Origin of the sequence: Rhizobium sp. BK650 (assembly GCF_014195325.1) — a bacterium.
In the GTDB taxonomy this organism is placed as follows: domain Bacteria; phylum Pseudomonadota; class Alphaproteobacteria; order Rhizobiales; family Rhizobiaceae; genus Rhizobium.
Genome location: NZ_JACIBK010000005.1, coordinates 190,517 through 212,524, shown reverse-complemented (window position 1 = coordinate 212,524; position 22,008 = coordinate 190,517). Strand labels below are relative to the sequence as shown.

The following is a 22,008-nucleotide window of genomic DNA, read 5'->3' as shown; positions in this document are numbered from 1 at the left end:
TCAATTCGGTGAGGCCTAAAATAGCTGAAAGGAGAGAGGGCTCAACAATGAATGCTCTCATTTTATAGCGAATTCTAACTAAACCGTGATGTGTGTGACAGAACTACAACAGTCCTTACGCGGGCGTTAACAAGAGGTAAATCGAAACTTCAAAATATCGCTATATTGGCACGACTTAGCTGGGATTGGTGGGGAGCAAATAGGCGCGGGGATCGTTGCTGAGTCCCCGAATTTCTCAAATACTGATCACGGTGCGGCCTGTATTTGCACGCGTGGGCAGCGCTGCCGACGGAAGATGCGGCTGCCCGCGGCTGTCGGCCGGAGGCGCGAGCGACACGCAATGGCGCCGCGATTCGATCGCAGTGATGATTCGACTGAGGCCGAGGAACGAACCTCGTAAAAGGCACACGGGGCTCCTTGAGGACACGCTTCTGCTACTCATCTCAATTTGCGTCTCAGACTTATGCACGCCGCGCTTGCGGATCGGGGATCGGAACGGCAGCCATCAGCGCTTTCGTGTAATCCTCTGCCGGGTATTCGAATATCTGCCGGCGAGTGCCGCTTTCGACGATCCGGCCGCTACGCATGACCGCGACCTTATGGGACATGCGTTCGACGACGGCCATGTCATGCGAGATGAAGAGATAGGAGAGCCCCATGCTTTCCTGCAGTTCCAGCATCAGGTCGAGCACGCGGGCGCGTACCGATACATCGAGTGCCGCAACGCTTTCATCCGCCACGATCAGCTTCGGCTCCAGTGCAAGGGCGCGGGCAATGCAGATGCGCTGCCGCTGCCCGCCGGAGAATTCATGCGGATAGCGCGTGGCGGCATCCGCCGTGAGGCCGACGCGGCGCAGAAGTTCTGCGACCCTATCCTGTCGCTCGGACTTGCTGGCGATACCGTGGATCACCAGCGGTTCGGCGATCGCAGCACCCACCGCCATGCGAGGATCAAGCGACGCGTAGGGATCCTGAAAGATCATCTGTGCCGTGCGGCGTATCGGCTGCATCTCTCGATGGCTGAAGCCTGCAATGTTGCGGCCGTCGATCACCACATCGCCCGTGAAAGGGATGAGGCCGAGCACGGCCTTGCCTGTCGTCGATTTTCCCGAACCGCTTTCGCCGACGAGGCCGAGGGTTTCGCCGGGCAGAATATCGAAGGAGACGTCCCTGACTGCCGCGGGCGGCTCCTTGCCTTTGAAGAGAAAGCTCGCAGCACCGCCATAGGTGACATTGAGACCACGCACATTCAGAACTGGTGAGCGGTCGGCCCGGAGGGTCTCGACGCTGCGTGACGTGATGCGCGGCGGGCCGTCTGTACCGGCAAAGGCACCAAGGCGGGGAACGGCTGAGAGCAGTTGCTGTGTATACGTCTGCCGCGGGGTGCGAAAAATGCCGATGGCCGGACCCTCTTCGACGATCCCGCCATTCTGCATGATGATGACACGGTCGGCCATTTCGGCGACGACGCCCATATCATGGGTGATCAGGATGATTGAGGTGCCGAATTCCGACTTCAGCTCGCGCATCAGCTTGAGGATCTGCGCCTGTACGGTCACGTCGAGCGCGGTCGTCGGCTCGTCGGCGATCAGCACCTGGGGACGGCAGGAGAGCGCCATGGCGATCATGACGCGCTGGCGCATGCCGCCTGAAAGTTCATGCGGATATTGTTTCAGGCGCCTTGCTGGATCCGTAATGTGCACGGCATCGAGCATTTGAAGGGCAATCGCCTCGGCATTCTCGCTGCCCTGATGTTCGCGGATCGCCTCAGTCAGCTGCCCTCCGATTGACATCACCGGGTTAAGAGAGGTCATCGGTTCCTGAAAGACCATGGCGACGTCGCCGCCGCGCACGCGACGCATAGCCCGGTCGGAAAGTTTCAGCAGGTTACGTTCGCCGAGCAGGATGCTGCCGGAGGCGACCTGAAGCGAGGCCTTCGGCAACAAGCCCATGATCGACAGCGAGGTCACAGATTTACCCGATCCGGATTCCCCGGCCAGGCAGAGGGTTTCGCCGCTTGCAAGATCGAAACTGATATCGTTCAGAACCGGTTTGCGGCCCTCCGGTGTTCGCGCATCGACACTAAGATTGCGAACGCTGAGAATGGGTGCGGCGGGCATGGCTTCAATCACGCGAATACGATCCTCGGGAAGTAGAAGGAGACGACCCAGTTCGGCATATCGACGATTTCGCTGATACGCAGATCGCCGCAGACCGAGCAGAGCAGATAGGCATCGACAGCGCTCATCCCATGTTCGGCAGTCAGAAGATCGATCATGCGCATGACGCTTTCGCGTGCGCTAGTCATCAAGTCAGGGCCGATGCCTGTCGTGACTTCGTAACCGGCACCGTCGAGATGGCGGGTGACGGGCTCAGTCGTCGTGAAGCGCGGCGTCTGCAGACGACCATCCTTGATGAGTTCAATCGTCGCCTCGACATTCATCTGGCTTTCGATCGCCGTGCCGCAGACTTCGCCGTCACCCTGGGCGGCGTGCGTGTCGCCGATAGAAAAGAGCGCGCCTTCAACTTCGATCGGCAGATAGAGCGTGACGCCGGCCGTCAGGTCACGGATATCCATATTGCCTCCGACACGTCGTGGCGGCACGACGGAATGCGTACCCGGTTCGGCGGGGGCAACGCCGATCGTGCCGGCAAAGGGCTTCAGTGGCACGCGGCCGCCTGGGCCGTAAAGGGCTGGTGTCATGCTGTTGGCGTCATAGGACCAGACATGTAGCGCCGGTTCCTTGAACTGGTCGGCAAGAAGACCGAAGCCGGGAATATTGGCCGTCCAGCCGGTGCCCGAGGGAATGAATTTGCGCAATGTCACCTTCAGCGCGTCCCCGGGGTTGGCGCCTTCAACGTAGACCGGGCCTGAAACCGGATTGATCTTGCCGAAGTCCAGATTGTTGAGCGTGTCCAGCGTCGCATCGGCGCCAAGCTGACCGCCGGAGGAGTCAAGGCATTCGAAATGGATGGTCTCGCCGGGCTTGGCAACGACAGCCGGTGCGAAATCCTTGTTCCAGCCGAAATTATGCTTCGCGCGGTGAATCGTGTGGGTGCAGGCAATGCACATAAGATGTCTCCCTCGATGTTATGAAGCCTTCCCGTGCCGAGCCGGGAAGGCATTGTTCCCCACGCTTATTGCTTCACGTAGATCGCGTCGTAATTGATGACGCGGGTCGGGTCGATGTAGATGTTGTCAGCACCTCCCATGCGCAGCGACTTCGCCACGACGCGGCGTTCGTTGATGATCGGAACCCACGGCGCATCGGTCATGATGTCGGTGAAGATCTTGCCCCAGGCAGCGGTGCGCTCGGCAGATTTTGCCGGGTCGGACATGGAGTCAGCGGCAACCGCACGCTTGTCGAGATCAGCGTTGCAGTACCAGGACCAGTTCCAGCCGCCCGAAACAGCGCCGGCGCAGCCGAGGATCGGGCCATAGAAGTTGGACGGATCCGGGAAGTCGGCAATCCAGGCCATGCCGCCCGACCAGATCATCGGCGCTTCGCCTTCCGTGCCGCCGGCCGAAATGACGTTGGCCTGCGCAAGCGCGCGGACTTCAGCCTTGATGCCAACAGCTGCGAGATCCTGCTGGATCGCCTGGGCGATACGCGGCTGCGGATCGGTATTGGTGGAATAGAGCACTGTTTCAAAGCCATCCGGAAAGCCAGCTTCAGCAAGCAGCGCCTTGGCCTTTGCCGCGTCGTAGGCGTAACCGGTGAAGGACTTGTCGTAGCCAGGCATCAGTGGCGGCAGCGGCTGGTTGGCGGGCGTCGCGCGGCCATTTAGGATGCGTGTAATACGCTCCTTATTAACGGCCATGTTGACGGCCTGGCGCACCTTGACGTTGTCGAACGGCTTCACCTTGGTGTTCAGCGTGATGTAGCCGGTATGCAGCTGCTCGCCATCGACGATCATCTGCGCGCCGTCAGCGGAGTTCTTGATCTCGAGGAACTTGGCCGGCGGAATGCCGTCGCCGGCAATATCGACTTCACCCTTCTGCAGGCGCAGCAGTGCCACCAGCGGTTCCTGGCCGACTTCGACCTTGAAACTATCGATATAGGGCACGCCCTTGACGAAATAATCCTTGTTACGCTCGAAAACGAGCTGCTGGCCGATCGTCCAGTCCTTCAGGATGAAGGTGCCGGAACCGACGGGCTTCTTGCCGAAATCGCCACCGGCAGCTTCGACAGCCTCCTTCGGCACGACAGAAGCAAAGTTGATGGCGAGTACATGCAGGAAGGTCGCGTCGGGACGCGACAGGTGGAAGATGACGGTGCTATCGTCAGGCGCCTCGATGCCTGAGAGCGTCTCGGCCTTGCCGCCGGTCTCATCCTCGAAGCCCTGGATGGCGCCGAAGAAGCCGGCGCCCGGGCCTTGCGTCTTCGGGTTGACGGCGCGTTCGATCGAATATTTCACGTCGGAAGCGACGACTTCACGGCCGTTGGAGAACTTCACGCCCTTATGCAGCTTGAACGTATAGGTGAGGCCATCCGGCGACACAGTGAAGCTTTCGGCGAGCGACGGGATCGGGTTCGGCGTTCCCGGCGCATAGTCCATCAGGCGCGAATAGAGACTCTTGATCATTGACCAGTTGACCCAGTCGTAGCCGATGGCCGGATCGAGCGTCGTGATGTCGTCTTTATAGGTGACGACGATATCGCCGCCCTGCTTGGGCGTTTCCTGTGCTTTGGCAGCGATCGGGGCGAGTGCCACCATCGTTGCCATTGTGGTGTGTCGAAGCCAGCGTTTGTACATTCGGGTTCCCCTTCTTGGTTGCTGTCAACGTGTGCGGATGCGTGGATCGATGAGCGGCGCAACGAGGTCGGCGAGCAGGTTGCCGATGACGATGGCAAGCGCTGATGTCAGCGTGACGCCCATGATGATCGGTATGTCGACCTGCTGGATCGCCTGCCAGGCAAGCTGGCCGATACCCGGCCAGCCGTAGACCGCCTCGACGACCACCACGCCGCTCATGAACTGGCCGATATCGATGCCGATCATGGCGATGATCGGCAGGATGGCGTTCGGCAAGGCGTGGCGGAAGATGATGCGGCGCGAGGACAGGCCCTTGGATCGAGCCGTGCGGACATAATCCTGATTGAGCACATCGATCATGGCCGATCGCACCATGCGTGCATACCAGCCGGCACCAAGGACGCCGAGTGTGGAGGCCGGCAATACAATATGGGCCGGTGTGCCGTAGCCGCTCATGGGCAGCCAGCCGAGCGTTACGGCAAAGACATAAAGCAGCAGCAGAGCGACAACGAATTGCGGCGCCGAGACCCCAACGAAAGACGCCGTCATCACGAGCCGGTCGCCGAAACCGCCGCGGCGCATGGCGGCGATCGTGCCAAGCGTCAATCCAAGCACGGCTTCCACGAGGATGCCGGCCGCCATGAGGACGAGCGTTGCCGGCAGGCGGGCGGCAATCAGCGTCCAGACTTCGGTCTTCTGCGCGTAGGATCGGCCGAGATCGCCACGCAGGAGATTGGTAAGATAGGTGCTGAACTGTACGAGGAGCGGCTGATCCAGGCCGAGTTCATGGCGGATATTGGCGACCGTCTGCGCGGTCGCACTACGGCCCGCGATCATGCGCGCCGGGTCGGCCGGCAGGGCATAGAGCAGCACGAAGGTAATGGCGGCCACACCGAGAAGAATGAGGGCAGCCTGTATCAGCCGGCGAAGGACGAGAAAGACCATCAGCCTCTCCCGCGCTGGGTCGGGTCAAGAATGTCGCGCAGAGCATCGCCGACGAGATTGAAGGAGAGCGCCGTCAGCATGATGATCGCGCCGGGGAAGAAGATGAGCCACGGAGCCGCCTGAAAATAGCTCTGGCTTTCGAAAATGATGTTGCCCCAGGAGGGTTGTGGTGGCTGCACGCCGATCCCGAGGAAGGAAAGGGTTGCTTCGAGCAACACAGTCGTTGCGATGCCGAGCGTGCCCCAGACGATTGCGGTTGGCACGAGATGCGGCAGAATATGCAGGAAGAGCACACGCAAATGACCGGCGCCGAGCGAGCGTTCGGCCATGATGAAGTCGCGCTCCACCAGCCCGCGGGTTTCGGTATAAACGATGCGGGCGACCTGCACCCAGTTGACGAGCGCAATCACCATAGCGACGATCCAGAGGCTCGGCCGCAGCAATGCAGCAAGCACGATTGCCAGCAGCAAAGCCGGGAAGGCCATCATCAGATCCGTAAACCGCATCAGAATGTTGCCGACGATGCCGCGCATATAACCGGCAAGAATGCCGATGAAGAGGCCGATCGCCACTGCAATGCCGTTGGCGACGAGGCCGATGACGAGTGAAGTCCGCGCGCCGAAGAGCATGCGCGAGAAAAGATCGCGTCCCAGCGTATCGGTGCCGAACAGATAGGGGCCGCCGGGCGGCAGCGGCGCACCTTCCAGCGAGAGGCCATCAAACATTTGCTCATCGGGATTGAAGGGCGCTATCCAGGGAGCGGCCACGGCAAGGCCGATGACGACAAGCACGATGACAAGGCCGAAGAGCGCAGCCGGCTGCCGCAACATCGCTTTGAATACATGCATCAGCCGGCCTCCGGCAGGGGCTCTATGCCGCCGATAATGAAGGCGGCGATCTGTTCCATCGGCAGGCGGCGGCGCATGGCGCAGTTGCGCAGGATCGAATAGGCACGTTCCTCATCGACCGCATGCGCCTTCATGAGCTTTTCCACGGCTGCATGTACGAGCGGGCGCAGTCGCACGCGCTCTTCGAGATATTGCAGACGCTCGGCAATGCCCTTGCGCTCCTGGTGAATGGAGAGGGCCATGACGAGGGCCGGATAGACGGCGGAAGCGGCGATCGGCTTGGGGATGATCGCCCCTGTACCCTGGCTGAGCGCCCAGGCAATACGGCCTGGCGCTTCCGAACCAAGCAGCGCGATGACCGGGCGTGTCGCGGCGCCGCCGCTCCAGGGCAGAAGATCGTCAAAGCCCTGATCGGCATCGACGATGACGAGATCGGGCAGGCTTGCAGCTGAAAGCGGCGCCCATTGCAACGTCGCGGATAGGCCGAGAAGACGCAGCTGACGGATCAGCCTTTCGGTATTGCCGTCCTCGCGGTGCAAGACGACGGCATGCCAGCCGGTGAAATTCGGTGTTTCTCTCATGAGACCACCCGTAATCTCGGCGAAGCCACCTTCTTGCGGCCGGTCAGATAGGGATCGGCGGCAACGGGCGGGCGGGAGGCAATTACATCAAAGCCGTTCCTGGCGTTGATGCGGCCGAGATGGAAGGGCAGGGCGGCATGGTTCGTTTCACTGTCAATACTGAGTGCGCCGAACGGGGTTGCCCAGTCCTTGCTGTATAACTGCCGGCGCACCGCTGATGGTTCGTCTCCACCGGCTGCCACGATCGCATGGACGCAGAGCCGCATGGCCGTATAAGAGCTGGCAAAAACGCTGGAGATGCGGCGTGCCGTGCCAAAATGCGCAGCGACCCTCTGTTTGAAATCGGCATTTTCGGGGGTTGAGACACTGTCGAAATAGGAGGCTGCGCAGAGCTGGCCAATGGCTGCGCCCGGTGCGATATCGTCGAGTTCACATTCCATCAGATCACAGCTGACGACAGGGCAGGCCTCGGGCCGGAAGCGGCCGTCGCGATCGGCAAGTCGGCGGATCGCCTCGTGGAAGGCATAGCTTGAAGGGCCGATCAGGTTATTCAGGATGAAGCTCGGACGACGCTGCTCGATATCGGCAATGATGCGCTCGACCGCGGTTTCCTCGAGCGGCAGGTAGCGCTCACCGAGTATCTCGCCGCCGGCGTTGATGGTCAGCTCGCGTGCAAGCCGGTTCATTTCCCAGCCCCAGACATAATTGGCACCGACGAGATAGGGCCGTTTGCCGTAGCGTGGCGTCAGATGTTGGAAGAGCGGCAAGAGGTGCTGGTTCGGGCAGCCGCCCACATAGATGACATTCTCGTTCGCCTCAAAACCCTCGTAGGGGCACATATACCAGAGCAGCCCGTCGTGCTTTTCGATGAGCGGGATGACCTCCTTGCGAGCGGCCGAAGTGATGGTGCCGACGATGTGGCGGCAGCCGGCGCGCAGCAGATGGCGCGCACCTTCGAGATAGGCGGCAAGGTCGGCTTGCGGGTCGAAAAAAACTGGTTCGACCGGCTGCCTGCTCTCGGTTGCGAATTCAGCGATTGCGAATTCAGCGCCCGCGCGCGCGTCGCGCCCCATGGAGCCGTAGGGGCCCGTGGTGGAGTAAAGAATGCCGATTTTCAAAATATCATTCATCTGCAAGCCAAAAAACCAAAAACCCCATGAGGCGTCCCGTCCGAGACGGAGGCCATCATGGGGCGAAACTGCCCAGCGACAATCAAAGTCATCTATAGGATGCGGAGCACTTTGCCTAATCCGCAAGCATGAATAAAATACAGGCAACCTGGCTTTGTCAACCGCATTCCAGGCAAATTGCGGCGACTTCGGTAAGCTCGCTTGCCGAAGGTCCGCAGCCGGGGAAACTCTCCGCTCATATCCTGACGCGCGCTTGGCGCATGGCGGGACCCATGCGTTCGATCATGGGATGACCGAGCCAATAAATGACTGGTGGCAGTCTGTGCTGCCCCTTCCGCATCATGCGCTTTGATAGAGCTAGTCGGTCCGCCGTGTTCACCCAACCCATTCGATCGACGGCATGCCTTTGTCCCAGCCCGGGCAAACTTTACGAGTGACCATCATGACCTGTGCGAACGCAATGAATTTTCCTGAACCACACGTATAAAGAGAACGCTCTTTCTTATAATTCATATTGTCCATGGTTTTTATAGATTATGCGACGCAAACGCGAAGCTGATCTGGATGAAGCAATATGTCTTATCTTCTGAGCCTGCTCGACAAGAGCCCGATCGAACAGGGAAAAAGCGCCGCCGAAGCCTTGCAGGCAAGCGTGCGGCTGGCAATCCGGGCCGAAGAACTCGGCTATCACAGGTTCTGGGTCGCCGAACATCACAACATGTCCAATCTGGCGAGTTCTGCGCCGGAAACATTGATCGCCTATCTTCTCGCGCGGACCTCGACGATCCGCATTGGTTCCGGCGGAGTGATGCTGCAGCATTACAGCGCCTACAAGGTCGCCGAAACCTTCAATCTTCTTGCCTCGTTAGCGCCCGGCCGAGTCGATCTCGGTGTCGGTAAGGCGCCTGGCGGTTTTCCGCTTTCGACACGAGCCTTGCAGGCGGCCTTCGATCCGGAAAGGAAGCCCAATTTCGCCGCCCAGCTTTCCGACATCAACACCTATCTTACGGCCGATCCCAGCTATGAAGGCGCGCAGGCGAGGCCCTTTCCGCCTGTCGCACCTGAGCGCTACCTTCTTGGTGCAAGCGTCGAGAGCGCATTGCTTGCTGCGGAAAAGAGGTGGGAACTGGTATTCGCCGGCCATCTCAATGGCGATCCGGAAAACCTGCGAAAGACCTTCGAGGCCTATGAGCGTGCCTCTGCTGGCAAGCGGCCGATCCTGGCACTGGCCGCCTTCGCGGCCGACAATGAAGAGCAGGCACGCGAGCGCGTCGGCAACCTGCGCATCGTCAAGGTCTTCCTGCCGAACGGCCAGACCGTGAACGTCGGCAGTGAAGAACAGGCGGCCGAATTCGCCCACCAGGCTGGCGTTACCGATTATCGCATTGAGGAAAAGGTGCCGAGCGTGCTGCACGGCACTGCAGCGCAGATCCACAAGGAGCTGGATGAATTGCATCGCCGTTACGGGGTGAAGGAATTCATACTCGATACGCCGGCGCTTGCGGCATCCGAGCGGCTTTCTTCCATCGAATTGCTCGCCAAGGAACGACTTTCCCTCGCAGCCTGACCATCCCCAGGAGGATTGAACCATGGCCCAGAAGAAAATCACTTTCGGTATCATGTTGCAGGGGCCTGGCGGCCACATGAACGCCTGGAAGCATCCGAGCAGCCCGGCAGATGCCAGCACCAACTTCGAATTTTTCGTCAACACCGCCCGCAAGGCAGAAGAGGCCGGTATTGCCTTCGCTTTCGTCGCCGATGGCCTCTACATCAACGAGCAGTCGATCCCGCACTTCCTCAACCGCTTCGAGCCGTTGACGATCCTTGCGGCACTGGCTGCCTCGACCTCGAAGATCGGCTTGGTGGGCACAGTTTCCACCTCCTATAGCGATCCCTTCACGATCGCCCGCCAGTTCGCCTCGCTCGATCTCATCAGCGGCGGCCGCGCCGGCTGGAACGCGGTAACCTCGCCGCTTGAAGGATCGGGCCGAAATTACGGCCGTGAACATCCGGAACACGAGCTTCGGTATGAGATCGCCGAGGACTATATCGATGCGATCAAGGGTCTTTGGGATTCCTGGGACGATGACGCCTTCGTGCGGGACCGGGAAACCGGTGTCTATGCCGACAAGAGCAAAATGCATCGCCTGAATCATAAGGGCCGCTTTTTCCGCATCGAGGGACCACTCAATATCAGCCGCTCGAAGCAGGGCCAGCCGGTGGTCTTCCAGGCCGGTGCCTCCGATTCCGGCATACGACTTGCAGGCAAACATGCCGATGCCGTCTTCACCAATGGCGGCCCGTTCGAGGACGCCCAGGCTTTCTATAAACAGCTCAAGCAGAGCGTGATCGCGCAGGGGCGGCGGGGTGCCGAGGTCGGCGTCTATCCCGGCATCGGCCCGATCGTCGGTGTGACGGCGGACGACGCGGAAGCCAAATATCAGGCGATCCGCAGCCTCGTGACTGTCGAAGAGGCACTCCTTTATCTCGGCCGCTTCTTCGACCATCATGATTTCAGTACCTACCCGCTCGATGAGCCGTTCCCCGACATCGGCGAGATCGGCCGCAACAATTTCCGCGCCACAACGGACCGGATCAAGAAGACGGCGCATGAAAAGGGCTTGACGCTCAGGGAGGTCGCACTCGATGCGGCAACGCCGCGCACGGCTTTCATCGGCACGGCCGAGCATATCGCTGACGAGATCATCCGCTGGATCGACGGTGAGGCCGCCGATGGTTTCATTCTCGGCTTCCCGGTTATTGCCGAAGGTTTTGACGATTTTTCACGTCATGTTCTGCCGATCCTCGAAGAGCGCGGCTATTTCGATCCGGTCCTCAAAGGCGAGACGCTGCGCGATCATTTAGGGCTGCCGTTCCGTCAAAGCCGTTATGCGGCCGACGTCAGCAAGGTCGAGCACGGAAAGGCTGCCAGCGCCTGAGGCGTGGCGGAAAATCCCATGAATCTCCTAGCCCAGCCTTCGCGCAGCCACGATCGGATCGAGACCGGCATTGCTGCTCATCTCAACGAATTCATCGCGCTTCGCCGCGACCTTCACCAATATCCCGAACTTGCTTTCCAGGAACGTCGCACGAGCAAGCTCGTGGCATCACACCTTTCCTCCTGGGGCTATGAGGTGGCGACGGGCATTGCCGGCACCGGCATAGTCGCAACCCTCGCCCGAGGCAATGGAAAGCGGGCCGTCGCCATCCGTGCCGATATGGATGGCCTGCCGATCGAGGAGGCGACGGGCCTTGCCTATGCAAGCAGTAATCCGGGCGTCATGCATGCCTGTGGCCACGACGGCCACACCACGATATTGCTGGCCGCGGCGCGCTATCTCGCTGAAAACGGCAACTTCAGCGGGACCTTGCGGCTGATCTTCCAGCCGGCCGAGGAGATCGGCGCCGGCGCTCGCAAAATGCTCTCGGAGGGAGTGTTCGAGCGGTTTCCGGTCGATGCCGTCTTCGGCCTGCACAATTGGCCTGGGGAGCCCGCCGGCGTTTTCGGCTTTGTCGCCGATGCCGCCATGGCCTCGGTCGATCAGGCGCTCATTCGGATCGTCGGCAGGGGCGGGCATGGTGCCGAACCGCATCGCGCCGTCGATCCCGTGCTTGCCTCGGCCTCGTTCATCACCGCACTGCAAAGCATCGTCTCGCGCAATGTCGATCCGCAGGATATGGCGGTCGTTACTGTCGGCTCGATCCACGCGGGTTCAGCCTCAAACGTGATCCCAGAAAGCGTCGAGTTGAAGCTCACCATGCGCGCCTTCAGCCAGGCCGTGCGCGACAAGCTTCAAAACCGTGTGCCGGCGCTCGCTCGCGCGCAGGCCGAAAGCTTCGGCGCAACGGCGGAGGTCGACTACCGGCTTGGATTTCCGGCCCTCATCAACGACAGGGCAAAAACGGCCTTTGCCCGTGATGTCGCGCTTTCCTCGTTCGAACCGGAAAGCATCGCGGCGGAGTTTCGGCCGCGCACGGCAAGCGAGGATTTCGCCTTCATGCTGCAGGAAAAGCCCGGCAGCTACCTTTTCGTCGGCAATGGCGACAGCGCGCCGCTCCATAGCGCCCACTACGATTTCAACGACGCGATCATTGCGCCTGCCGCCCGTTACTGGGTGCGGCTCGCCGAGACCTTCCTCACTGACGACAATAGGTGATGAACGACATGAGCGACACGTTCCTCTATACCACGCCTCTCGATCCCCGTGCCAAGCCGCTGATCGACGAATTGATCTACGAATATGACAGTCGCTATGGAAACTACTTCAGCGACGAAGGAGCCGCAGCCGAGCTAAACCGCTATCCGCCTGAGGCTTTCGCGCCACCGGTTGGTAATTTCGTGCTGCTCATCCGCGATGGCGAGGCCATCGGCGGCGGTGCGTTCAAGTTCTACGACGAGCGGACCGCCGAGTTCAAACGCATCTGGACACGCTCGGATCTGCGCCGCCAGGGCCTTGCCCGCCAGGTTCTCGTCGAGCTGGAAGCGCAAGCCGCCCGCCAGGGCTATTCCCGGATCTACCTGACCACCGGCTTTCGCCAGCCGGAGGCTGTCGGCCTCTATCTCAAGTATGGCTATACGGCGCTTTTCGACACCAAGATCGATCCCGAAATCTACAAGACGCTGCCGTTTGAAAAAGACATTCGCCACCTCGCGCCGCGCCCGCCTGCCGACGCCGATCATCAGCCATTGCCGGCAGTCGCAAATCTCTGAATTCCGATAAAACCCAAAAGTAGGGGGACACGATGGCAGTCACCAGTGATTACGCCGATATCGAGCCCGGTGGCAGGGCAGCGGATCGCGCGGTCCAGGATTACTCCCGACTGAGAATCGTCCCGTCGCGCCATCCAGGCCGGATCGCCGGCAGTGTCTTTGCCGCTGCCGTCATCGCAGCCGTTCTCTATTCGACCTTCACCAATCCGCGCTGGGGCTGGGGCGTTTTTGCCGAGTGGTTCTTCGCAGCCCCCGTTCTTGCCGGTTTAGGGCGCACGCTGCTTTTAACCCTGCTTGCGACGATCTCCGGTTCGATCCTTGGCACGGCGCTGGCGCTTGCCCGCGTATCCAGGTCGCCGCTTCTGTCGGGTCTTTCTTGGGGCTACATCTGGCTCTTGCGTTCGATCCCGGTCATCGTCCTGCTATTGGTGCTGAACAATCTCGGCTATCTCTACGAGACGATCACCGTCAGTGTGCCATTCACCGGTCCCATCCTCTTCGAATATCCGACGACGCAATTGCTGACGCCGTTTGCGGCGGCTTTTCTGGGGCTTACGCTTAATCAGTCGGCCTTCTTCGCCGAGATCGTCCGCGGCGGCATCCTTTCGGTCGATCAAGGCCAGTTGGAAGCGGCCGCTGCACTTGGCCTTTCGCGCCATCGGCAGGCGTTCCGCATCGTGCTGCCGCAGGCCATGCGGTCGATCCTGCCGACCGGTTTCAACGAGATCATCGGTCTCGCCAAGTCCACATCCATGGTCTACGTGCTCGCGCTGCCCGAATTGTTTTACACGGTGCAGGTCATTTACCGTCGCAACCTCGAAGTCATCCCGTTGCTGATGGTAGCAACCGTCTGGTACCTCGTCATCATGACGGTGCTGTCGATCGTCCAGCACTATATCGAGCGCCATTTTTCCAAGGGCGCGCTACGAAACCCGAAGCCCTTGCCCTTCCAATCCGTCTTCCGGCGGTTCAGCCGTCCGCTGCCCACTGCGGAGATTGCAGGCGACTTCGCTTCGACATCCGGTTTCCGTGGTACGACGGCGCTGCGTGCTGGAGGCGCGGTCCGCATCCATGGGATAACCAAGAGCTTCGGTCCGCTGAAGGTACTCGACCGCATCGATCTCAACCTGCCCGCCGGCAGTGTCACCGCGATCCTTGGCCCTTCAGGCTCCGGCAAATCCACGCTGCTGCGCGCCATCAATCATCTGGAGCGCGTCGATAGCGGTTTCATCTCGGTCGATGGCGATCTCGTCGGCTATGAGCAGAAAGGCGACACGCTCTACGAATTGAAGGAAAAGGATATCCTGAAGCGCCGGGCCGATATCGGCATGGTGTTCCAGAATTTCAATCTTTTCCCGCATCTGAGCGTGCTCGAAAACCTCATCGAAGCGCCGATCGAGGTGCGCGGCGAAAGCCGGGAGGCGGCGATCCGCTTCGCGCAGGAACTGCTCGCCCGCATTGGGCTCAGCGACAAGATCAACGCCTATCCGCGCCAGCTTTCCGGTGGCCAGCAGCAGCGCGTGGCAATTGCGCGCGCGCTCGCGCTGCGGCCAAAGGTGCTGTTGTTTGATGAGCCGACATCGGCGCTCGATCCGGAGCTTGTCGGCGAAGTGCTCGACGTCATCAACGAGCTGGCACGCACCGGCACGACCCTTGTGATCGTCACGCATGAGATCGGCTTTGCCCGTGAAGTCGCTGATACCGTCGTCTTCATGGAGGGCGGCCATATCCTCGAGGCCGGTCCACCGGCCCGCATCTTTAACGAGGCGGAACATCCCCGCACACGTGAATTCCTCGCCAAGGTTCTTTGAACTCTGGGCACGAGGCGTAAGCATCCCGGTCGCGACGGGCGTCCGGAGGGCATGAAGACAACAACAACCCTAAGATCAGATGGAGAAGGGCAATGGCATTCAAGAATAGAGCCACCTACCTGCTTGCCGGCATTGTCGTCCTTGCGACGCTAGGCTTCAACAGCGCGCAGGCGGAAGAGAAATTCAACTTGAGCCCCGATACTTCGAACCGTGTGCGCGCCGAAAAGAATGACGCTGCCGTCAAGGCGATTGCGCCGAATTTCAAGTTCGTTGAGCCCGGAAAATTCACCGTTGCCATCAACGCTTGGGATCCACCGATCGCCACTTATGCCTCCGACGCCCGCACCGTCGTCGGCGCCGATCCGGATCTGGCGCAGTTGCTGGCCGATTCCTTTGGTCTTGAATTGAACCTCGTGTCCGTCGCCTGGGCGGATTGGCCGCTTGGCGTTTCCTCGGGAAAATATGATGCGGTCATTTCCAATGTAACGGTCACCGAGGAGCGCAAGGAAAAGTTCGATTTCTCGACCTATCGCAAGGATGTGCTCGGCTTCTACGTGAAGTCCGACAGCAAGATCACCGAGATCAAGGAACCAAAGGACGTGGCCGGTCTCAAGGTGATCACCGGGGCAGGTACCAATCAGGAAAAGATCATCCTCGAATGGGATCGCCAGAATGTGGCCGCCGGCCTGAAGCCGATCGAGGTGCAATATTATGACGATCGTGCCGCTGCTGATCTGGCGCTCCAGTCCGGCCGTGCGGACGTCGAGTTCAATCCGAATGCGACGCAAGCCTATGGTGCTTCCATCAAGAAGCAGACGAAGCTCGTCGGCGTCGTCTCCGGCGGCTGGCCTTTGACGGCGGAAATCGCTGTCACCACGAAGAAGGGCGCCGGCCTTGCCGATGCTGTGACCGTCGCGCTCAATAATCTCATCAAAAGCGGCAAGTACGGCGAAGTGCTGAAGCACTGGAGCTTGAGCGCCGAAGCCATCGATACAGCCAAGACCAACCCGCCGGGGCTGCCGAAGAGCGGTTCGTAAGGAACAGTCTGACCGACCGGCGTTGGAGGTCGCGCGGGTCCGTCCTCGTTTGCAGATATATCTATGGAGAATTCTGTCGTGACAAAATTTTCAAGGCTGCGCATCCAGTGGATTGCCGCCATCGCCTGCATGACGACCTGCTACGCAGGCATTGCAGTAGCGGACGAATTCGATCTAAGCCCGGAGCAACCCAACCGCGTGCACGCCCAGCGAAACGAGGCGGCCATCTCTTCCATCCCGAAGGATTTCAAATTCGTCACGCCGGGTAAATTCACGATTGCCGTAAGCCCTAGCGGGCCGCCGCTGGCTACCTATGCGACGGACGCCAAGACGGTCGTCGGTGCGGACCCGGAATACGCCAATGCCGTTGCCGAGAGCCTTGGACTGCAGCTCGAGATCGTGCCGGTCGCCTGGATCGACTGGCCGCTCGGCCTGGCATCAGGCAAATATGACGCCGTCATTTCGAACGTCGGGGTAACCGAACAGCGCAAGGAGAAATTTGATTTCTCTACCTATCGAAAGGGGCTGCACGGGTTCTTCGTCAAGGCCGACAGCACGATCACCTCGATCAGAGAGCCGAAGGATGCGGCAGGACTGCGCATCATCGTCGGCGCGGGAACCAATCAGGAGCGCATTCTGCTGAAGTGGAGCGATGAGGATGTCAAAGCGGGTCTGAAGCCACTTGAATTGCAATATTATGACGATGAGGCGGCAAGCCTGCTGGCGCTGCGCTCCGGCCGCGCCGATGTGATCGTTCAACCACATGCTCAGCTCGTCTTCATTGCCGCCCGCGACAAGAACATCAAGCGGGTCGGAACATTGAGCGCCGGCTGGCCCGATCGCTCCGATGTTGCCATCACGACACGCAAGGGAAGCCGGATTGCCGATACGCTGACGCTCGCGACCAACGGGCTCATCAAGGATGGCACCTATGCGAAGATCCTCGAGCACTGGCATTTGTCGGAAGAAGCGTTGCCCATCTCCGAAACGAACCCGCCCGGCTTGCCGAAATTCTGAAAGACAACGTGATGAGCGGTAATACGCCTTCGATCAGCCATATCGGCTTCCTGACACCTGGTAACTATGCCGAGCAGGATCCGCTCTTCGGTCTCGAGCAGACATTGCAGCTGCTTACCTACGGCGAGGAGTTGGGTTTCGACAGTGCCTGGGCTCGCCAGCGGCATCTGGAGCCCGGCATCTCCTCGGCGACTGCTTTCCTGGCGGCCGCCACGCAGCGCACCAGCCGCATCGAGCTTGGCACCGCCGTCATCCCGATCGGTTATGAAAGTCCCTTCAGGCTTGCCGAAGATCTTTCGACGGTCGATGTCTTGTCCCGGGGACGGCTTAATGTGGGCTTGAGTGCCGGTCGTCCGCTGCATGCCGATCTCATCGGTCCGCTCGCTTTTGACGGCGACTGGCAAAACCATGATTTCTCGCATGAGCGTGTCCTGCGTTTCACCGATAATCTCAAGGGCACTTATCTCGGCGATGAAAACACAATCATCAAGACGCCTTTCGGACCGCAGCGTCCGCGCCTTCAACCCTATGCGAATGGTCTGATCGACCGCATCTGGTATGGCGGCGGCTCGCTTCGCTCCGCCAGTTGGGCCGGGAAGAACGGGTTTAATCTGCTGATTGGCAATGTCACCAGCGGAGAGGAAACCGACGACTTCTTCACCGCCCAAAGCCGCCAGCTTTCAGCTTACCGGGCCGCGGGAGGTGCAGAACGCCGGGTAGCGCTCGGACGGGTCATCGTGCCCTTCGACAGTGCGGATGCGGCCACCCGCCGGCGCTACAGCGATTACGCTGCCGGGCGACATGAGCGTACGCTGTCCCCCCAGGGCGATCGGCGAACCCTCTTTGCCCGCGATCTCGTCGGCACATCGCAGGAGATTATCGAGCGTCTCCGCGCCGATCCCATTCTGCCGCAGGTTCGCGAGCTCAGGCTGGAATTGCCCTATGAATTCGAGCACGACGACTATCGTCAAATCCTTCATGACTTCGTGACCCGCATTGCGCCCGCGCTTGGCTGGAAAATAAAGGCCGCCCTTCGTGCGGCATCATGATCGACATCCTCCTCTTGAAAGCTTCAAACACGCGTATGCATCAATAAGGGCAGCGTGAACAGGCATCCTCACGTCTCGAATGAGGCGCTTGTCCGTCCAGAGCAAACCATCTTCAACAGTACCGCTGCCAACGTGCGGCAATTGCAGGAATAATGGTGACAAAGCTAGTAGAATATTTCATTTCGATCAGCTCTCCCTGGTCCTATATCGGTCTCGATGCCTTTGCCGAGATCGCTGCAAAAAATGATGTCACCATAAAGCCTTATCTGACCACGGTCGTTGAAGAAAATGGCGGCATCTTTTCGCGCAATCGCCCTGAAATTCGCCGTGCGTACTGGATCCGCGATCTCAAGCGCTGGGCCGGTGTGCGCGGCAAGAGCCTCATCCTCGAAAACCGGCCAGAACTCAGCGATCCGACGCCGGCTTCCTTTTTTGTCATAGCCGCCTATCTCGACGGCCAGGATTGGATCGGCGTGACGCGCGCCCTCCAGCATGCGTTCTGGAGCGAGGCGAAAGATATCGGCAGACCTGACATCCGTGAGGCAATCGTCAATGCTGCCGGTTTCGATGGGTCGGCCCTGCTACGGCGGCAGGCCGATGGCGATGTCCAGCAGAAATGGACGGGGGATCGCGTTCACGCACGCGAAACAGGCGTCTTCGGGTTCCCCAGTTTTGTCTACGAGGACGAGCTATATTGGGGCCAGGATAACTTGCCCTTTCTTGAGCGGCATCTGCGCGGTGACAAGCCGTGAGATTCTCATTCGAATAGGCGTCCGCCGCCGACAAAACTCTCTCCGGCGGCGATATCGATCCGGTGCCTTGTTTCGCCAAAACGCAGGATCGTGCTTGCGTCGCGCGATGCTGCTAGCCACATTTTTGTCGGTCTGCCATCTTCCCAATCAAGGTCGAGCAGCATGCCGCCGCGCACGCGCAAGCCGCGCAATGTGCCCTGTGGCCAAGCGCTTGGCAGGGCCGGAAGCAGGTGAATTTCACCGGGGCGCGATTGTACGAGCATTTCCAGGATGCCGGCCGCCCCGCCGAAATTGCCGTCGATCTGGAAGGGCGGGTGGGCGTCGAAGAGATTGGTGTAGGTTCTCTCGGGGCTGATCAGAAGCCTGACGACGTCAAGGGCATGATCGCCGTCGCGAAGCCGGGCCCAGAGATTGATGCGCCAGCCGATGCCCCAGCCGGTCGCGTCGTCGCCGCGGATGTCGAGCGAACGGCGGGCAGCCGCCGCAAGCTCAGGCGTTCTGTCCATGTCGATCTGCCAGCTCGGATAAAGGCCGTAGAGATGGGAGACATGGCGGTGGTGCCTTTCCGGGGATTGCAGGTCCCAGTCTTCGAGCCATTCCTGCAGCTGACCGGCAGATCCGATCCTGTCGGGCGGCAGGCGCGACAGCACGTGGTCAATCTCCGAGACGTGTGCGTCCTCGGTGCCGCGCGAGGTAGCAAGTGGCCGAAGCAGAGTGAGGAAATCCCGGATTATCTGGCTGTCCATGGCAGGCCCGGCGCAGAGCGAGGCGCCGTGCGGATGGACATTCTCGGGCGAGAGAGAGGGATTCGTCACCAGGTAGTTCGTGCCTGGAAGCGGCACGAGAACATCGAAGATGAATTCTGCCGCAGCTTTGGCGACCGGGAAAAGCCGCCGGCGCAGACCGTTCGCATCATCGAGATAGTCGGCAAGATCAAGCAGTTGCGTCATAAGCCAGGCGCCGCCAGTTGGCCACAGACCCCATTTGGCGCCGTCGATCGGTCCGGTCGCGCGCCAGAGGTCGGTATTGTGATGCATCACCCAGCCGCGAGCGCGGTAATGAACCTCAGCCGTCCCGCGGCCCGTTTCGGCAAGCTCTTCCGCCATTTCGACGAGCGGCAGGATGCAATCCGGCAGGTTTGCAGGCGCCGGCAGCCAGTAGTTCATCTGCAGATTGATGTTGGCAGTATATTTGCTGCCCCAGGGCGGATCGGTCTGGTCGTTCCAGATGCCCTGCAGGTTGGCAGGCTGCGTGCCGGGACGGGAAGAGGCGATCATCAGATAGCGGCCGAACTGTACATAGAGCGCGGCCAGTGCAGGATCATGCCCGCCGTCAAAACCTGCGATGCGGCGATCGGTGGGCTCGTTGGCTGCCGGTGTCCTGCCGAGATCAATGGCAAAGCCGCGAAACAGCTTTTGATGTTCCGCCATATGGTCCCCGCGCATAGTCTCCGGGTTGCGGCTGCAGGCCTTTGAAAGACGCGTAGAGACGGCCCTGTCCGGGTCGCCAGAGGTATCGTCGTAACGCTTGAAGCTCGTCGCTGCGTCTAGCAGGATTACGAGTTCGTCGGCATCGTTGATCGATATGATGCCGTCGCAGTGGCGCAACGTTCCTTCCTTGTTGATCACCCGGATGCCAAAGGCAAAGCGCAAGGCTGCGGCAATGCCCCATTCGGCTTTGCCGGTGCCTGAGAAGGTCAGATGCGAGGCCTCGTCCGCAACCAGGTGACCCTGCTGCGGGCTACTGAGCGATATCCGGCAGTTCATGGAGCGGGTTCGATCTGCCGAAAGGCGCAGCAGGAGCACGCCATCGACAGCCGAGATGAAAACTTCACGAAAGAAGGTAACGCCATCGGCGACGTAGGAAGTCGTAGCGATAGCGCTATCGAGGTCGAGTGTGCGACGATAGTTCGTCACGATCTGCGCATGCAGAAAATCGATATGAAGGTCGCCGATCGGCTGGTAGGACATCTGTTTGATCGGCCGGGCCATCAGATATTCTTCCGCCAGTGCTTCTGCTTCCGCATAGCGTCCGGCGAAGATCAGCGCGCGCACGCTCTCCAGATGGCCATATGCATCGGGATTGACCGGCTGATAGGGGCCTCCGGCCCAGAAGGTGGATTCGTTGATCTGCAGTCTTTCAGAGACCGGATCGCCGAAGACCATCGCGCCCAGCCGGCCATTACCAAGCGGCAGCGCATCCGTCCAGAATCGAGCCGGAGCATCATACCAGAGAAGATTGTCCGTCATGGTTATTCCGCCGGAAAGCTGTTTGCCGGTGGGGTATCGCGGATGCGCAGACCGTCGACGCTGAAGAGCAGCGCCCTTCTCGCGGAAAAACCGGCGCTGACCGTCTCGCCCGGGCGCAGTGTCCTTTCCGAGCGCTCCTCGACGATCACGGATTGTCCCGAGGCGAGGGTTCCGTAAATGAAGCGGGTTCCACCAAGGTTTTCCACGACATCGACCTTGACGTCGAGCGCGCCGCCGCCTTCGTCCTGTCCGGTGAAATGTTCCGGGCGGATGCCGACCTTGACCGGAATGTCCTTGCCCGGCCCGACGATATGGGCTCTGAAAACGGTGCCGCAATTGAGCTTGATCACCCCATCCGCGCCGAGCGTGCCATCGAGGAAATTCATCCTTGGCGACCCGATAAAGCCGGCGACGAAGAAATTGTCCGGATCGGCATAGAGCGTATCCGGCGTGCCCGTCTGCTCGATTTTGCCGGCGCGCATGACGACGATCTTGTCGGCGAGCGTCATCGCCTCGGTCTGGTCATGGGTGACATAGATCATCGTCGCACCGATGCGCCGGTGGAGCTTGGCGATCTCGACACGCATGGAGACACGAAGCTCCGCATCGAGGTTCGAGAGTGGCTCATCAAACAGGAAAACAGCAGGGTTGCGCACGATCGCCCGACCGATTGCGACACGCTGGCGTTGGCCGCCCGAGAGCTGGGCAGGCTTGCGCTTCAGGAGCGACTCGATCTGCAACGTCGCGGCTGCGGCAGCAACGCTCCTGTCGATATCGGCCTTGCCCATGCCGGCCATGCGCAGCGAGAAGCCGATATTCTGCTCGACCGTCATATGCGGGTAGAGCGCGTAGTTCTGGAAAACCATGGCGACGCCGCGTTCGATCGGATCGGCCTCGTTCATGCGCCGCCCGCCGATCGTCAGGTCGCCGGCGGTAATCTTCTCGAGCCCGGCGATCATCCGCAGCAGCGTCGATTTTCCGCATCCTGAGGGACCAACAAAGACTGTGAACGAGCCGTCATCGACGCTCAGATTGAGGCCGTCGATCGCCTGGAAGCTGCCATAGGACTTATCGATATCGTGCAATTCTACGCTGGCCAAAGCTTCCTCCCTTTAACCAC

18 protein-coding genes are annotated in these 22,008 nt (G+C 60.3%); 9 read left to right on the top strand and 9 right to left on the bottom strand.

Annotation, left to right across the window (positions count from 1 at the left end):
* Nucleotides 1-461: 461 nt before the first annotated feature.
* The 7 genes from FHX15_RS14785 to FHX15_RS14755 all read right to left on the bottom strand — a co-directional run bounded on the left by FHX15_RS14785 (nucleotide 462) and on the right by FHX15_RS14755 (nucleotide 8,262).
* Nucleotides 462-2,132: an ABC transporter ATP-binding protein gene (locus FHX15_RS14785; RefSeq protein WP_184398252.1), complete on the bottom strand. Its 1,671-nt coding sequence runs from the start codon at nucleotides 2,130-2,132 to the stop codon at nucleotides 462-464.
* Entirely contained in the window at nucleotides 2,129-3,073 is a 945-nt protein-coding gene (locus tag FHX15_RS14780) for an acetamidase/formamidase family protein (protein WP_184398250.1), read from the bottom strand. The genes FHX15_RS14785 and FHX15_RS14780 overlap by 4 nt, the downstream gene beginning before the upstream one ends.
* 65 nt (nucleotides 3,074-3,138) lie before the next feature.
* Nucleotides 3,139-4,758: an ABC transporter substrate-binding protein gene (locus tag FHX15_RS14775; protein ID WP_184398248.1), complete on the bottom strand. Its 1,620-nt coding sequence runs from the start codon at nucleotides 4,756-4,758 to the stop codon at nucleotides 3,139-3,141.
* Between the two features lie 24 nt (nucleotides 4,759-4,782).
* Nucleotides 4,783-5,703 carry an ABC transporter permease gene (locus FHX15_RS14770; RefSeq protein ID WP_184398246.1) on the bottom strand — a complete coding sequence of 307 codons (921 nt, stop codon included), beginning with the start codon at nucleotides 5,701-5,703 and terminating at the stop codon, nucleotides 4,783-4,785.
* The gene (locus FHX15_RS14765) at nucleotides 5,703-6,551 is read right to left on the bottom strand and encodes an ABC transporter permease (protein WP_184398244.1); all 849 of its coding nucleotides are present in this window, start codon (nucleotides 6,549-6,551) and stop codon (nucleotides 5,703-5,705) included. Before FHX15_RS14765 ends, FHX15_RS14770 begins: the two co-directional genes overlap by 1 nt.
* On the bottom strand, nucleotides 6,551-7,132 hold the full coding sequence (locus FHX15_RS14760) for an ANTAR domain-containing response regulator (protein ID WP_184398242.1): 582 nt from the start codon (nucleotides 7,130-7,132) through the stop codon (nucleotides 6,551-6,553). The genes FHX15_RS14765 and FHX15_RS14760 overlap by 1 nt, the downstream gene beginning before the upstream one ends.
* Nucleotides 7,129-8,262 (bottom strand): transporter substrate-binding protein, encoded by a 1,134-nt coding sequence (locus FHX15_RS14755; RefSeq protein WP_184398240.1) that lies wholly within the window; start codon nucleotides 8,260-8,262, stop codon nucleotides 7,129-7,131. Before FHX15_RS14755 ends, FHX15_RS14760 begins: the two co-directional genes overlap by 4 nt.
* A 574-nt stretch (nucleotides 8,263-8,836) precedes the next feature.
* On the opposite strand from FHX15_RS14755, the gene FHX15_RS14750 reads away from it, so the two are divergent.
* From FHX15_RS14750 to FHX15_RS14710, 9 genes are all read left to right on the top strand, one after another.
* Nucleotides 8,837-9,829 (top strand): LLM class flavin-dependent oxidoreductase, encoded by a 993-nt coding sequence (locus FHX15_RS14750; RefSeq protein ID WP_184398238.1) that lies wholly within the window; start codon nucleotides 8,837-8,839, stop codon nucleotides 9,827-9,829.
* 22 nt (nucleotides 9,830-9,851) lie between these two features.
* A complete protein-coding gene (locus FHX15_RS14745; protein ID WP_184398237.1) occupies nucleotides 9,852-11,201 on the top strand; it encodes an LLM class flavin-dependent oxidoreductase in 1,350 nt (449 codons plus the stop codon).
* Between the two features lie 18 nt (nucleotides 11,202-11,219).
* Nucleotides 11,220-12,419, top strand: coding sequence for a M20 aminoacylase family protein (locus FHX15_RS14740; protein ID WP_184398235.1), 1,200 nt, complete (start codon nucleotides 11,220-11,222; stop codon nucleotides 12,417-12,419).
* Nucleotides 12,416-12,973, top strand: coding sequence for a GNAT family N-acetyltransferase (locus FHX15_RS14735; protein ID WP_184398233.1), 558 nt, complete (start codon nucleotides 12,416-12,418; stop codon nucleotides 12,971-12,973). Before FHX15_RS14740 ends, FHX15_RS14735 begins: the two co-directional genes overlap by 4 nt.
* Nucleotides 12,974-13,005: 32 nt before the next feature.
* Complete coding sequence (locus FHX15_RS31465) at nucleotides 13,006-14,784, top strand: amino acid ABC transporter permease/ATP-binding protein (protein ID WP_184398231.1); 1,779 nt, start codon at nucleotides 13,006-13,008, stop codon at nucleotides 14,782-14,784.
* 92 nt (nucleotides 14,785-14,876) lie between these two features.
* The gene (locus FHX15_RS14725; protein WP_184398229.1) at nucleotides 14,877-15,821 is read left to right on the top strand and encodes an ABC transporter substrate-binding protein; all 945 of its coding nucleotides are present in this window, start codon (nucleotides 14,877-14,879) and stop codon (nucleotides 15,819-15,821) included.
* Nucleotides 15,822-15,950: 129 nt separating this feature from the next.
* Nucleotides 15,951-16,838: an ABC transporter substrate-binding protein gene (locus FHX15_RS14720; RefSeq protein ID WP_246778972.1), complete on the top strand. Its 888-nt coding sequence runs from the start codon at nucleotides 15,951-15,953 to the stop codon at nucleotides 16,836-16,838.
* 11 nt (nucleotides 16,839-16,849) lie between these two features.
* Nucleotides 16,850-17,887, top strand: coding sequence for an LLM class flavin-dependent oxidoreductase (locus FHX15_RS14715; protein ID WP_184398226.1), 1,038 nt, complete (start codon nucleotides 16,850-16,852; stop codon nucleotides 17,885-17,887).
* Nucleotides 17,888-18,042: 155 nt separating this feature from the next.
* The gene (locus FHX15_RS14710; protein WP_184398224.1) at nucleotides 18,043-18,639 is read left to right on the top strand and encodes a 2-hydroxychromene-2-carboxylate isomerase; all 597 of its coding nucleotides are present in this window, start codon (nucleotides 18,043-18,045) and stop codon (nucleotides 18,637-18,639) included.
* Between the two features lie 5 nt (nucleotides 18,640-18,644).
* Here the strand turns inward: FHX15_RS14710 and FHX15_RS14705 are convergent, their stop codons facing one another.
* Complete coding sequence (locus tag FHX15_RS14705; protein WP_184398222.1) at nucleotides 18,645-20,888, bottom strand: glycosyl hydrolase family 95 catalytic domain-containing protein; 2,244 nt, start codon at nucleotides 20,886-20,888, stop codon at nucleotides 18,645-18,647.
* 2 nt (nucleotides 20,889-20,890) lie between these two features.
* Entirely contained in the window at nucleotides 20,891-21,988 is a 1,098-nt protein-coding gene (locus FHX15_RS14700) for an ABC transporter ATP-binding protein (RefSeq protein ID WP_184398220.1), read from the bottom strand.
* Between the last annotated feature and the right edge of the window lie 20 nt (nucleotides 21,989-22,008).